Origin of the sequence: Chitinophaga sp. (assembly GCF_035761305.1) — a bacterium.
Taxonomy (GTDB): domain Bacteria; phylum Bacteroidota; class Bacteroidia; order Chitinophagales; family Chitinophagaceae; genus Chitinophaga.
This window is the reverse complement of the sequence record NZ_DASTRI010000220.1, coordinates 1-15,032: the sequence shown is the minus strand read 5'-3', so window position 1 is coordinate 15,032 and position 15,032 is coordinate 1. Positions and strand designations below refer to the sequence as shown.

The window sequence follows — 15,032 nt, the reverse complement described above, 5'->3', positions numbered from 1 at the left end:
CGATTAGCTACTGCCGCCTACCTGCAATTAATTAATAATTAAGAATGAATAATTAATAATGAAGGGAGGAAGTGATTAAGAAAAGATAGTGATTATTGCAATAAAAAAGGCGTACAGTGTGGGCACACTGCACGCCTTTTACATTTAATATTTTACATTCCTTTTATTTCCCGCTCAATGCCGCAATCGCCGCATCCACTGTTTTCACCTGCGCATCCAGCCGGGCGGCTGCTTTCCGGGCTTTTATGGCCTGCAAAAGCGGTATAAACCGGTCCTGCAGGTTGTAAGGCTTATAGTCGTTTATATGCCGGAGGGCATTTTCAAAGTGCCTGTTAAAAGCGGCGCCGTCACTGGCTTGCGCAAGCAGCCGCAGGTAAGCTGCCAGCACCCGGAATTTTGTGCTGATGAACATATTGTCCATCATCCCGCTGATAAACTCCAGCTTAGCCGGGTCGCCTGCCCTGGCATACACATTGGCCAGGGCAATGCTTAGCACCCCTTTGTTGTCTTTTTCCAGCCCGCCGGCATAGCGCACGGCCTCCGGCAGGTTCAGGGCCGCCATAGCATCCAGGGCTGCCGCCTGCACGGCATAGGAACGGCTGCTCATTTTTTCGCGGAACAAGGGCATGTAGGTGCTGTCGTTCAACCGGCCCAGGGCTTTAACGGCAGCGGCCTGCACCAGGGTAAAACTGTCTGCGCGGGCAAGGCTTAACAGCACCGGCGGCGCGGCAGCTTTTATCCCCGGCTGCTGCATGTTCAGCGAGTCAATAGCTGCAATACGCAGGCGGAAAAACCTGTCCTTACAGGCGGCCAGCAGTATGGTGCGGGCAACGGCTTCCTGCTGCAGGGAGGCGGCGCTTTGTATGGCCTCCAGCCGGTCCATATACAGCGGTGCATGCCGGTACTGGTACGCATATTCCTGCAATGTGTGGTGATCTGTTTTTACCGCCACCAATACTTTGCCGGCATCCACATTCACCAGGTCGGGTTTGGCGGGCAGGGTAAAACGGAAAGTATCTGCCTGCTGCTTCATCCATACCTGGTGGCGCTCTTTTTTGCCATTCACATATATGTCAATAGCAAAAGGCAGTGTGAACACCTTACCGGCCTGCGTTTGCCGTACATACACAGTTTGCGTGCGGGTGGCTGCATCCCAGCTATACTGTATATCCAGGTAAGGATGCCCGCTGCCGTAATACCACTGGTTAAAAAACCAGTTCAGATCCAGGCCGCTAACGGCCTCCATGGCTAAGCGCAGCTGCTGCGCCTCCCCTGTTCCAAAAGCGTTTTGCGTAAGGTAACGGTGCAGCCCTTTGTAAAACACTTCCTTACCCAGGTAGCTGCGTAACATATGCAGTATGCGCCCGCCTTTCTGGTAGGTAACACGGTCCATCATATCTTCCGCTGCATTGTAATGAAAACGCACCAGGGTTTTCTGCTCTTCCGAAGAACCGCCATCCAGGTAAAGCTGCAGGGCATTGTTGTTGGTATAATCACCGGCATCGGGGCCGTTCTTATACTCCTGCCAAAGGGTTTCACTGTAATTGGCGAATGACTCGTTTACCGTAAGGTTGCTCCAGCTTTCGGTGGTTACATAATCGCCAAACCACTGGTGAAACAGCTCGTGCACAATGTTGCCTTCCCATGCGCGTTCGTCCAGCAACTGGCGGTCGTTCTGGTAGGTGAAGTCGCCATGCACGGTAGCAGTGGTGTTTTCCATGGCGCCGCTTACAAAATCGCGCACTACTATCTGCGCATATTTATTCCATGGATAATCCACCCCCAGGATGTTGGAAATAAAGGTCATCATTTCAGGCGTGTTGCCGAACAGGTGCTTTGCATACGACGCCTGCGCCGGCTCTACGTAATAGCTTACGGCTTTATTCCTCCACTTATCTTTATACACATAAAAATTACCCGTGGCCATCATTACCAGGTAGGGCGCGTGCGGCAGCTCCATTTTCCAGGTGTCCGTACGGGTGCCGTCGCCATTCAGATGCTGCGCTGTTAAACGCCCGTTGGAAAGGGATATATGTTTAGCCGGCACGGTCATGCTGATCTCCGTAGTGGTTTTCTGGTTGGGTTTATCAATAGTGGGAAACCAGGCAGAGGAGGCTTCTGTTTCACCCTGGGTCCATATCTGCACAGGCTTGCCGGCAATAGCGCTGTCGGGGTTAGTAAAATACAACCCCCTGGCGCTGGTAATGGCCTTGCTGCCTGTTGACTTCACCTGCGCGGGCTGTGCGGTGTAGGCAATATATATGGTGTACTTTTCGCCGGGCTGGTAGGTTTTATCGAGCTTTACCCCCAGCATAGTGCTGTCATAGGTATATGTCAGCGGCTGGTTTTTACCGGCTTTTACCAGCGCCAGCTCATGTATAAGCATATACTTTGCATCCAGCGTAAGTGAGTCAGTAGCATAGGCATGCGGCAGTAAAGTGATCCACGCCTTGCCATACAGCAGCTCTTTGCTGTTGTTGAAATGCACATCCAGCTTCGTATGCACCAGGTCATTGATCTTTGGCGGCGTTTCGCGATAGGCGCTCTCCTGCGCCCGCAACGGGCACATGATAAAAAGAAGCAGCAGGGTTTTTACACCCCCCCGGCAGATAAAGCGTTTGTTCATTTGTTGGCTTTTAACAGCACAAAGCTAGGCAGGCGGCCCGGTGCAGGATAGCACGTTATTGCGGTTTTGTTACTATCTTGCTTATATTCATCGTTCATGTTTTATGAGCCGCAGCATTTTACACCAGGGAGATTACTATGGCAACATACAAAAGAAGGTGCAAACGCAGGGGGTGATCCTTACCCTGAGCCATTACCCTGTTCATACTACCTTACCGGATCATTTTCACGAGAACAGCTACCTGTGCTACGTACAGCAGGGCAGCTACCGGGAACAATCCGTATCAGGCAAGCTGGTATGCGAGCAGGAGGATATTGTATTTCACCCGGCAGGCATTGCGCACAGCAACACGTTTCCCGTAGCGCCGGCCAGCTGCTTTAATATAGAGATAGATGCCGCCTGGATGAATAAATTTGATGCCGGCCCGTTTGCCCTCAGTAAAATCGCCAGGCTGAAAAGCCCTGCTTTAAAAGCGCTGATCAAAAAAATGCAGGGGGAGTTCCGGCAGTATCATGCCTGGTCGGGACTGATGATAGAAGGCTTAACGCTGGAGTGTATGGCGCTGTTTCTGCGGGAAAAAGCAGCGCATAACGATGTGCCGCACTGGCTGCGCATGATAAAGGAGCTGCTGCATGAGCAGCAGGAGCCCGTAGCGCTGGCGGAACTGGCCGCGCTTACACAAATGAGCCCCTTTCATATTGTACGGGCCTTTAAAAAAGCATATGGCATGAGCATAGGCGAATATGCCAACCAGCTGAAAATAGAACGCGCCTGCTCGCTGCTGCGGCATACCCGGCAAAACCTGGCGCAAATTGCGATAGAATGTAACTTCTCGGACCAAAGCCATTTTGGACGCATCTTTAAAAGAAGCACCGGGCTTACGCCCCTGCAGTACAGGAAGGCTGTAAGCGGCATATAAAAGAATGTAAAATCACAAATCTAAAATGCTAAATGTAAAAGTAAGGCTCCGCTAACGTGATACTTTGCCCAGGTCCGTAGCACTTTACTTTTACATTCAGTATTTAAAATTTTACATTTTGTATTCTTTTATCAGGAAATAGCTACCTGCTGCTCCAGGAACTGCCAGTTAAAATACTGCTGCGCATTAAAATAGCAGATGTCCTGTATTACCTTGCCTACCCAGGCTATATCATCCGGCAGCTCGCCATTCTCTATCTCCTGGCCAAACAGGTCGCACAGGATGCGGCGGAAATATTCATGCCGCGGATAAGATAAAAAGCTACGCGAGTCGGTAAGCATGCCTACAAAGCGGCTCACCAAACCCATATTGGATAAGGCATTCAGCTGTTTAACCATACCATCTTTCTGATCCAGGAACCACCACGCAGAGCCAAACTGCACTTTGCCTGCTACAGAACCATCGTTGAAGTTACCGATCATGGTAGCCAGCAGCTCGTTATCTGCAGGGTTCAGGTTATACAGGATGGTTTTCGCCAGCTTGTCTTTGCTGTCCAGCCGGTCCAGGAACTTAGCCAGGGCCCGCGCCTGTGAAAAGTCGCCAATGGAGTCCCAGCCGGTGTCGGGGCCCAGTACGCGCAGCATGCGGGAGTTATTGTTCCGCAGCGCGCCCAGGTGGTATTGCTGCACCCAGCCTTTTTCCCAGTCCCACTCCGCCAATTCCAGCAGCAGGGCCGATCTGAATTTGCGGTTCTCTTCCGGGGCAAGCGCAGCGCCGCTCCTTATTTTTTTGAAGATGGCGGCTATTTCCGTTGCGGTAAAATCATCTGCATAAATTTCTTCAATACCATGGTCTGATACGGAACAGCCCATAGAGGCGAAGAAATCATGCCGGTTGCGCAATGCTTCCAGCAGGTCCTGGTAGGTGCTGATTGATACGCCGGAGGCCTGCTCCAGCTTTTCCAGGTACTGGTTATATTTTACGGGATCATCTACGTTCATGGCTGCATCCGGCCGGAATGCGGGCAGGATGGGTATTTCAAAGCCTTCCTGTTTCAGCTGCCGGTGATATTCCAGGGTATCTACCGGGTCGTCGGTGGTGCATACCAGCGCTACCTTCATCTTACGCAGCAGGTTGCGCACGGAATAATCGGGGCTTTGCAGCTTTTCTGTGCACTCGCCGTAAATGCGGGCGGCTGAGGAAGGGTTAAGTATATCGCTTATATCAAAATAACGTTGCAGCTCCAGGTGTGTCCAGTGGTACAGCGGGTTACGCAGGGTATAGGGTACGGTGGCCGCCCACTGCTCAAACTTTTCCCAGTCCGGCTTATTGCCGGTGCAGTAACTTTCATGTACGCCATTGGTACGCATAGCCCTCCATTTGTAATGATCGCCGTATAGCCATGCCTGTGTTAAGTTCTCAAACTGTATATCGCCTGCTATCTGCGCCGGCGGCAGGTGGCAGTGGTAATCGATCACCGGCATCTCTTTTGCATACTCATGGTATAAACGCTGCGCCGTAGCTGTGTTCAATAGGAAATGTTCATCCAGGAACTTTTTCATAATTTATGAATTAATGATTGCAACACGTGGTAATGACCCATCATTACACACTCATCTTTACATGATTTACTTTTTTAATCACACTGCGGGGGCCTTCCTGCAGCAGTGCGGATAACATGCCGGTAACAGCCGGCGCAAAGCCTTTGAGCGCTGTAAGGTCTGTTCCCCACAGCTCCGTATTGCTTAACACGGTTTTTACCAGTACGCCGGGCTCCAGCCTTTTCCACTGGTCGTGGAACCAGGCGGCATGATCGTCCTGTATCGTATATTGCTGCCCGTTAGCCGTTCCTTTGTACGCTCCTTCTGCTGTTTGCTCGCTGCGCATGAACAGCAGGTAGGCGGCAAAGCCCAGCGCCATCAACTGCGGCACTTCCTGTGTACGGCTGTAATGCCGCAGCAGCACCGGCACATTACGCATTTTCATTTTAGAGGTGTACTGCATGGTAATGCTCAGCCACTGGTGGGCAATGTGCGGGTTGCGGAAACGGTCCAGCACACTGTTTGCAAACCGGGCTGCTTCGGCGGCGGTAATATAAATATCGGTGATGGCAGGCGCCATTTCCTGCAGCATCAGCGCGGCAATGCAGGCTTCCATGGCTGTATCTTCCATAGCCTGGCGCACCGTACCAAAACCGGCCAGCACTGCCAGCCCGCAGCTGAAAGTGTGCGTGCCGTTCAGGAGGCGCAGCTTCAGCTCACGGAATACGTTAATGTCGGGCGCCAGGATAACGCCGCTGTCGGCTTCACTAAAGCTTAAACGTTCCCTTACCACCGGGCTGTTGGTTTCAATGGCCCACAGGCGGTAAGCTTCGGCCATGATCATCAGGGCATCTTTATACCCCAGCTCCTGCTCCATGGTGGCCTGCTCCTTTGCCGGCAAGGCGCCGGGCACAATACGGTCTACCAGGGAGTTGCAGAAATAATTGGCCTGTGTTACCCAGTTAGTGAAGTCCTGCGGCAGGTTGTTACGGGCGGCCAGCTCCAGCACTATCTCTTTCAGCTTTTTGCCGTTGTCAACTATCAGCTCTGTAGGAATTATTACCAGGCCTTTATCCTCCGCGCCTTTAAAATGCTGGTAACGGCGGTACAGGAAAGCCAGCAGCTTGCCCGGGAAAGAGGCCGGCGGCGCAGCATGCACATCATCGGCTGTAAGGCTGATGCCTACTTCGGTAGTATTGGATATAACCACCTGCATACCGGGGTTCTCCGCGCATTGCAGAATGGCCGGCCATTCCGCGGCAGCGCTCAGCACACGGCTGATGGATGCATTCAGTATATTTTCAGCTACCATTTTCCCCTGCTCAATACCTCTTACACAAAGCGTGTATAGCCCGTCCTGCGCTGCAAATGCATCGGTGCTGCCTTTGCCGGTAGACTTTACCACTACTACACGCCCGTTAAAAAGCCCTGCTTTATTGGCTTTGTCAATAAAGTAATCGGGCAGGCCGCGCAGCAGCACGCCGGTGCCAAACTGCAGCACCTTTTCGGGCAGCTGCAAATGCATTGCCTGGGGCAGCTGTATGTTTCCGTTACTATGAATGGATAATAATTGTTCTTTTGACAATTGTTTCATCATGACATTATTTAAATCCATGCCCCGCGAGCGGGGTTCATCTGCTTATTTTGCCTGTTTAATTAACCAGTTCACCAGGTCAGTGGCGGCCTGGTAATTTTCATATTCAGCGGGTAGCTTTCTGCCGTCCAGGTACTCGTTGTAAAACCAGGGGTCGCCTACGGCAAACACAGTGCCCTTACCCACCTTTGCTACTGACATCAGCACATGGTCCCCGTCTTTATATACGGCGGCAGCCGGCGCTTTCACCCTCATGCTGCTCAGCTCTTTTATATACACTTTTTTGGTGTGCGTAAATATAGCATGCCCCGCAGGTATCTGTAATGCGCCCTGCTCAAACTGGCGGCCCTGCACGCGGTTGCGGCTGTCTTCATTAAAGTGAATGCCAAAACGTTCGCTCAGCAGGTTAATGTGCTGCAGCTCGGCGTTGGACGAATCGTTTTCCATGATCACCAGCACGCCGCCGGCTTTTACCCAGTTGTACAGGGCCGATGCTGCGGCGGCTGTCATATAATGCGGCTGCGCGGTTTCTTTTTGCGTATCAGGATCTACGATGATGTAGATATTGCTGTGCCGGAGGTTAGCTGCGGTGGGCGCTTCAGACAGCGTATCTGTTGTAACGCCGTAACGGTTAAACAGGTGGCCGAACAGGGAATAACCGTTGTTATCCATCTCGCTCCAGATGTAGTGAAAGCGCTCCATGCGGCCCGTTACATCTTTCCGCCATTCATTGTTGAAATACTGGTCAAGCGTAACAGTAAGGCCTTTGCCTTTATCCAGGTTAGGCAGCATTTCCATTTCATTAGCGGCCATAATATAAGCGCCTACGCCCTTGGGATCGTTGGCTACCACTTTTTCACTGATATAGTAGGCAAAGCTGCCGTCGCGGTAAGGATGGCCGCCCAGGCCGGCAATACTGCACACGCCTTCCAGGTTCACGCCTCCTTCTCCGGCAGGACGGATGAATTGTTGCTGAATGCCCGCAAAACCTTTTTGCGCGGTTTGACGGTAGGTTGCGGGCAGGTAGCCTTTTCTTACGCCTTTCTCCAATGCATATACGAACATGCAGGAGCCGGATGCTTCCAGGTAATTACCCTTTTCCTTTCCTTTGTCCAGCACCTGGTACCAGCAGCCCGAAGCGGGGTCCTGGTATTTTTTTACGGCTGCGGCATAGCGGTTCAGGATGGCGATAAGCGTGTCCCTGCCTTTATGATGTGCAGGAAAATAATCCAGCACATCTACCAGCGCCATACCGTACCACCCCATTGCCCGGCCCCAGAAATTGGGCGAGCGGCCGGTGGTTTTATCGGCCCACTGCTGTTCCCGCGACTCGTCCCAGCCATGGTACAGCAGGCCGGTGCGGGCATCCCGCGCATGCTTTTCCATCAGCACAAACTGGCGGGTAATATCATTAAAAGCAGTGTCTTCATGAAAGAGCGCCGCATATTGCGCATAAAAAGGCTCGCCCATGTACAGGCCGTCCAGCCACATCTGGTAAGGATAGCGTTTCTTATGCCAGAAACCGCCGTCGCCGGTGCGGGGCTGTGTGCGCAGCTGCTCACGCAGGCGATCTGCGGCGGCCTTATATTTCTGCTTACCGGTTACTTTATACAGCAGCAACAGCAGCGTGCCGTTCTTTACATTATCTATGTTATAATCCTGCTGCTTGTAGGTACGTATGTTGCCGGCATCGTCCAGGTAGTTGTCAATGCTTTGCTGCACATAGCTAAAGTATTTTGCATTGCCGGTATTCAGCCACAGGCCGGCTATGCCTTCCAGCACCACGCCATGGTCGTAGGTCCAGTTGGGCGGTGAGGAAGCGGCATCTTTCCATTTATGCATAATGGTAGTGGCCATGGCGGCAGATTGCGCCTGCGCAATGGCGGCGCTGCCGGTCAATAATACCGTGAGGATGCATGCTTTTATTCTGTGCATATTCGTTGCTGTTTCTACTGCCTTACCTCCAGCGCCTTGCTGGAAGCGCCTGCGGTAAACTGTGTGCTTTCTTTTGCTTTCCGTATGTCCGTGTCTGTTACTACTATGTTATCGCTGCTTTCACCCTGCACTGTTATAAAACGGTCGGCATGGTCGTACTGTATATTATTAAGCGTAATATCCTGGCTGCTGCGCACCGTTATCAGCGGATCGGTTTCTTCAGTGATCAGGCGTACATCAGAGAAATGTACATTTTTTGCTTCCATGCATTCAATGCCTTTTTGTGCGCTGATGGTCATGTGATCCATGAAGATGCCTGAGATGGGCATTTCCGGCAGGCCGCGTATGAACACTGCTTTGGCAGCGCCTTTGCAAACAATGTTACTGATATGAAAGTCCCGGAACTGCGGTGTGCCTTCATTTACAGGGTGGGTAACCACTTTAGGTGCTTCCCTTTTTTCGCCGGTTAACGGCACGGGGTCTACCGCGGCATAGTACATATCAAATAAAATGGCTTCACCGGGTATATAATTCATGTTAATATCCGAGATGTATATTTTTTCCACCACGCCGCCGCGGCCGCGGGTGGTTTTAAAGCGCAGGCCAATATCCGTGCCCATGAAGGTGCAGTTAGATACAAACAGGTTACGCGCTCCGCCCGACATTTCACTGCCTATTACAAAACCGCCGTGAGCATGGTATACGGTACAATGGTCTACAATAGTGTTTTCCGTGGGCTTGCCTCTTTTGCGGCCCTGCTCGTCCCGGCCTGATTTAATGCAGATGCCATCGTCCCCAACATCAAAGGTGCAGCCGGTAATGCGCGCGTAGCTGCATGACTCCAGGTCTACCCCGTCGCCGTTCTGGGCATACCAGGGATTTTTGGCGTAGATATTCCGCAGGGTAATGTTCTCGCATAACAGCGGATGCAGGCACCAGGCCGGCGAGTTCTGGAAGGTAACGCCTTCCAGCAGCACGTTCCTGCAGCTGGTAATGCTGATAAGGTTTGGCCGCAGGAAGTCCTTCACATTCTCATAGTCGCTGATTTTTTTGCCGGGCATAATAACGCCTGCCTGCTTTATTTTGGTGGCGTTGTAATAATTGCGCGAAGGGTACCAGCCGGTGCTGTCCTTCCCTTCTCCTATCATACCGCCCGATGCTACCAGCTTTTTCCACTGGCTTTCCGTGAGCTTGTCTTTTTTAACAGCCCGCCAGGCGCCGCCTGCACCATCTATGATGCCGCTACCGGTAATGGCTATATTTTCCAGGTTCACACCCGATGCCGGCGCCTGGCAGCGTACAGCGCGTAATCCCTCATAGGTGGTTTCCACAAGGGGATATAGATCTTTATTGGCTGAGAACTGTAATACCGCGCCGGCTGCCAGGTGCAGGTTCACATTACTTTTAAGTACAATAGGGCCGGTAAGCCACATGCCTGCCGGTATCAGCACTACGCCGCCGCCTTTATTGCTGCAGTCTGTAATAGCTTTGTTAATGATTGCCGTGTTCAGGGTAATGCCATCGGCCTTTGCCCCTGCGGCTGCAATGTTAATGGTATCGCGGCGGAAGTGCGGCTCATATATTTCGGGCAGGTCAAACCGGTACTTGCCTTTAAACGGCGTTTTGGCCAGGTATGCGGCCAGCGGCAAATGTTTTTCGTATATCTCTTTTGCTACCAGGCTTGCGATGCAGGTAGCGCCGTATGCATTAAAGTGGGTGTTGTCTTCCACTCCCTGCGGAAGGGTGCTGTAATGCCCGGCCGGCGTGGTTTTAAATAGCTTTACAGAGCCTTCGGGCCCCAGCTTTACCAGCAGGGCTTCGCTGCTTTTGTGCAGGTCTATTAACGGGGTTTTGGTGGCGGCTGCCACTTCGCGCACTACGCCCGGGTAATCCCCATGCTGGTCTACAAACGCGCCTTTTTCATCAAACTTACGGCGCATAACAGGCGTTATCAGCACCGGGTTGGCGCCTTTGGCCCTGGCTTCCCTTACAAAACGCAGCAGGTTTTGTTTGTAGGTGGTATGCGGGGCTGCATAACGGGTGCTGTCGGAGCTCTTTTCATCGTTATGCCCGAACTGTATCATTACCCAGTCGCCCGGCTGCAGCTGCGCCAGCACACTATCCCAGCGGTGCTCGTTAATAAAGCTTTTGGTGCTGCGGCCGTTCACGGCATAGTTCTTTATCTGCACCCCATTTTCAAAGAACAGCGGGAACAGCTGTCCCCAGCCTCTTTCCGGGTTATCGATCAAAGGCTTGTCTGACATGGTGGAGTCACCGATCATGAATATGCGCGGCGTGCGTACGCTTTGCATCCATCCTAACAGCGATAATAGTATAGTAATGTATAGCTTCATTCTTCTCAATAACTTTTAGGCAAAATCAGCAGTGCTCAATACTTCCGGTATGCCCTCTACTTTAATATACCGGCGCGTGTGATGATCAGCAGCCTGTTTGCAGTGATTTATTCATAACGTTTACATAAGCATGTATGGAAATTACCGGACAGCGGCTGTAACAATGTGGATATTGCAACAGTTAACACTGCAGCTTTCACAGGCGCTACAGCATTGCAATTAAGTTAGTTTTTCATTACCGGTATCCGACATGACAATTGTACAGCTATATTCAGTAATACAAAAGCATTTACGGCTATTTTTTTACGCAAACGTTGCCGGGAACGATGGGCGAATAAGCCGTTGCCAACAGCTGACTGTTAGCGGTCCATAACCGGCAGCTGTGTTTAACCGAACAGCGGCGGCCATTGCTACTGCGATTCCTGCTAACCGTTCATAACCGGCAGCTGTATTTAACATTGAGCAGCCGCCACTGATAACTTCGTTTAGTAGTTGCGGTAACTGCGGCCGTGCGGCTAACATTGATGGTATGCATTGGCTGCCGTTAGTAACTGCACCGGCTGCCGGCCAAATGGCTGGTATTACGCCGGAGGTGACCGCCCTTCAAACACATACACATTAAACTAAATACATAACTATCAGTGGTCATTTACTATTAAAAGCTGCTAAAAAACCTTATTTTTACTATTCCGTTATGAAATTTGCAGCTGCCACTATAAAAGATATTGCCAAGGCCCTGGGGCTTTCTACCTCAACGGTTTCCCGGGCCCTGCGGGACAGTCATGAGATCAGCACCGAAACCAAACAGCTGGTGCTGGAATACGCCACCCGCATTAACTACCATCCCAATCCCATTGCGCTGAGCCTGAAAGAAAAAAGAAGCCGGTCTATAGGCGTAATCGTGGCTGAAATTGCCAACAGCTTTTTTTCACAGGCCATTAATGGCATTGAGTCGGTAGCCAACGACCGGGGGTATAATGTAATTATTTCCCAGAGCCATGAGTCGTATGATAAAGAGGTGATGACCCTGCAATACCTGGCCTCCCGCTCTATTGACGGGCTGCTTATATCCGTGTCTACCGCCACCAAAGACCTGCAGCACCTGAAGGCGCTGCACGACCGCGGGTTTCCTATTGTGTTCTTTGACCGCATTGTTGAAGACATTAATACGCATAAAGTGATGGTGGATAATTTCCGCGGCGCCTATGACGCTACCATGCACCTTATTAAACAGGGCTATAATAACATTGCCACCATCACCAATTCAGAAAACCTGTCTATTACCCGCGAGCGTGTGGCAGGATATGTGGAAGCCCTGGCGCAAAAACACATTAAATCGCGCAAGCAGCTTATCAAATACTGCTTTCACGGCGGCATGCTGCTGTCGGAGGTAGAAGAGGCCATTACGCAGCTGCTGAAGGTACGCCCCCGGCCGGATGCTATTTTTGCCGGCTCCGATAAGCTAACCACCGGCTGTATGCGCGTGCTGAAAAGAAAAGGCATACGCATACCGGATGATATTGCGCTGGTGGGCTTTTCCAACTCCGATATTATTGAGCTGCTGGACCCGCCGCTGACTGTTGTTCGGCAGCCTGCCTTTGAAATGGGACAGGTAGCCACAGAGCTTTTACTGCAGCTGATAGAAAGCAAACGGCCGGTAAAGGATTTTGAAAGAAAGATACTGGCTACGAGTTTAATAGTTAGTTAGCGCGCAGTGACCGGTACCGGACACCGGTGCTCAAAAGTGAACAATTACCCGGCAGGCCAGGCACACAATCGCCTCATTATCAGTACACAGCAGTATTGGCATGTTTTTACGTCGGTTGGGCATAATCCCGCCGCTATGTTCAGGAACTACTTCAAAATAGCCTGGCGCAATCTTGCCAGGAACAAAGTTTACGGCATTATCAATATCGCAGGACTTGCGCTGGGCATCAGCGCCTGCCTGGTCATTTACCTGGTGACCAGCTTTGAGCTGAGCTTCGACAATTTTCACCCGCAGAAAGAAAGGATATACCGGGTTACATGCGACATTAACTCTCCCCTGCGGGGCATCTTCCATATTGGTAATGTGCCTGACCCTGCCCCTATGGCCATGCGCACGGAGCTGACGGGATTTGAAAGCGTGGCCCTCTTTCACAGCTACTACGCCAAAGTAACCATTGCCAACGGCAACCTGTCGGTAAAGCAATTTGACCAGCTGAAACAAGGCGAAACAAGAACAGACATTGTTATTGCCGAACCGCAATACTTTGACATATTCCGGTATCAATGGCTGGCAGGCAACGCCGCTACCGCCTTGCATGACCCATTTACCGTGGTGCTTACGGAAAGCAAGGCCCGGCAGTATTTCGGTAACATACCGCTGGATGGCGTTATAGGTAAAACGGTTATTTATAACGACTCCCTGCGCCTTTCCGTGTCGGGCATTGTAAAGGACCTTCCGCGGAACACAGATTTTATTTTCCGCGACTTTATTTCGTTTGCCACTGTAAAACACAGCTTCCTGGCCAATGATTTCGGGCTGGATCAATGGGGCAATTTCAACAAGGCTACACAGGCTTTTGTTAAGCTGTCCGCAGGCAGCAGCCCCGCCAAAGTGCAGGCACAGTTCCCCGCCTTTGTTAAAAAATATGTGAGCCTGGGCGAAGAAGACAAGGCTACGTTTAAACTGCAACCTTTATCTGATATTCATTTTAACCAGGATTACAGCGACAACTTTACGCGGAAAGCGCATTTGCCTACTTTATATGGCCTGATGGGCATTGCCGCTTTTATACTGATCATTGCGGCCATTAACTTTATTAACCTGTCAACAGCCCGGTCAATTGACCGGGCCCGGGAAGTGGGCATCCGCAAAGCGCTGGGCAGCAGGCGCAGTCACCTTATACTTCAGCTGCTGGGCGAAACCCTTATACTTACGCTATTTGCAGCCGGCCTTTCGCTGTTGTTTGCATCCCCCGTTCTCACTGCCTTCCAATCGTTCATACCTGATGGCGTAACCGTGCGGCTATTCCAACCGCCTACTTTTATTTTCCTGCTGGTAACAGTAGTAGTTACTACCCTGCTGGCAGGCCTGTACCCGGCATTTGTGCTATCTTCCTACCTGCCGGCGCTTAGCCTGAAGGGCGCCACCATGCAAAAGGGAAATCAACGGGGCTACCTGCGCAAAGGGCTCATCATCTTCCAGTTCACCATCTCGCTGGTATTTATCATTGGCACCCTGGTCATAGGCCGGCAGATCCGGTTTATGCTCAACCAGGATATGGGTTTTCAGAAAGACGCCATCATCAACATACCTACCAGCGGCAATTATCCTGCTGATAAAAAGATGCTGCTGGCAGCGCGCATCCGGCAATTACCGGGCGTGGAAATGGTGAGCATGAGCAATGGCACACCAGCCGCCAGCTCTCACTGGAGCACCCCGCTTAAATATATGGAACATGAGGTAACGGTACCCTGCCAGCTGGAATGGATAGATGAAAACTTTGTTCCGCTATACCAGCTGCACATTATCGCGGGCCGTAATGTACTGCCGTCAGACACCATGAAGGAGTTTCTTGTAAATGCCACCTGCGCACGGGCACTGGGTTTTAAACGCCCGGAAGATGCCATTGGAAAGTTCGTGGAAAGCGGCGCCAGCGACGGCTCTAGCCATACCTGCCCGATTGTGGGCGTGGTAGCCGACTTTCATACACAATCATTGCATGAGCCTATTAAACCTGTTTTTTTGGCTGTGTCAAAAAAGATCACCTATTCCATTAACGTAAAGCTGCTCACGCGCAACCAGCGCATAAGCCACTTCAAGACCACCGTGGCAGGCATAGAACAGTTATGGAACAAAACTTATCCCAACGAAAAGTTTGTGTACACTTTCTTTGATGATACCATTGCGCGGTTTTATGAAAGGGAGCAAAAAACCGCACAGCTGATGAACACCGCTATGTGTATCGCTATTTTCATTTCCTGCATGGGATTGTTTGGATTGGCCACTTTTACCGCACAGCAACGTACCCGCGAAATAAGCATCCGCAAAGTACTGGGGGCCAGCGCGGCCAACATT

Annotated in this window: 8 protein-coding genes; 3 read left to right on the top strand and 5 right to left on the bottom strand. The window is 51.3% G+C overall.

Translation table 11 applies throughout. The annotated features are described in order from the left end of the window. Positions 1-163 precede the first annotated feature (163 nt). Positions 164-2,626, bottom strand: coding sequence for a M1 family metallopeptidase (locus tag VFS25_RS18435; protein WP_326463642.1), 2,463 nt, complete (start codon positions 2,624-2,626; stop codon positions 164-166). A gap of 103 nt (positions 2,627-2,729) precedes the next feature. On the opposite strand from VFS25_RS18435, the gene VFS25_RS18430 reads away from it, so the two are divergent. Further along, a complete protein-coding gene (locus tag VFS25_RS18430; protein WP_326463641.1) occupies positions 2,730-3,545 on the top strand; it encodes an AraC family transcriptional regulator in 816 nt (271 codons plus the stop codon). Positions 3,546-3,676: 131 nt separating this feature from the next. Here the strand turns inward: VFS25_RS18430 and uxaC are convergent, their stop codons facing one another. From uxaC to VFS25_RS18410, 4 genes are read right to left on the bottom strand one after another with little or no spacing between them, the layout of a single operon-like run. Further along, positions 3,677-5,107, bottom strand: a complete 1,431-nt coding sequence (gene uxaC, locus VFS25_RS18425; RefSeq protein ID WP_326463640.1) for a glucuronate isomerase — start codon at positions 5,105-5,107, stop codon at positions 3,677-3,679. Between the two features lie 43 nt (positions 5,108-5,150). After that, entirely contained in the window at positions 5,151-6,683 is a 1,533-nt protein-coding gene (locus tag VFS25_RS18420; RefSeq protein WP_326463639.1) for a tagaturonate reductase, read from the bottom strand. Positions 6,684-6,725: 42 nt separating this feature from the next. After that, positions 6,726-8,615 (bottom strand): DUF4350 domain-containing protein, encoded by a 1,890-nt coding sequence (locus VFS25_RS18415; RefSeq protein ID WP_326463638.1) that lies wholly within the window; start codon positions 8,613-8,615, stop codon positions 6,726-6,728. 14 nt (positions 8,616-8,629) lie between these two features. After that, positions 8,630-10,969: a glycosyl hydrolase family 28 protein gene (locus VFS25_RS18410; RefSeq protein ID WP_326463637.1), complete on the bottom strand. Its 2,340-nt coding sequence runs from the start codon at positions 10,967-10,969 to the stop codon at positions 8,630-8,632. A 694-nt stretch (positions 10,970-11,663) separates the two neighbouring features. On the opposite strand from VFS25_RS18410, the gene VFS25_RS18405 reads away from it, so the two are divergent. After that, positions 11,664-12,677, top strand: coding sequence for a LacI family DNA-binding transcriptional regulator (locus VFS25_RS18405; protein ID WP_326463636.1), 1,014 nt, complete (start codon positions 11,664-11,666; stop codon positions 12,675-12,677). Between the two features lie 135 nt (positions 12,678-12,812). Then, on the top strand, positions 12,813-15,032 hold a 2,220-nt coding region (locus tag VFS25_RS18400), incomplete at its 3' end, for an ABC transporter permease (protein ID WP_326463635.1).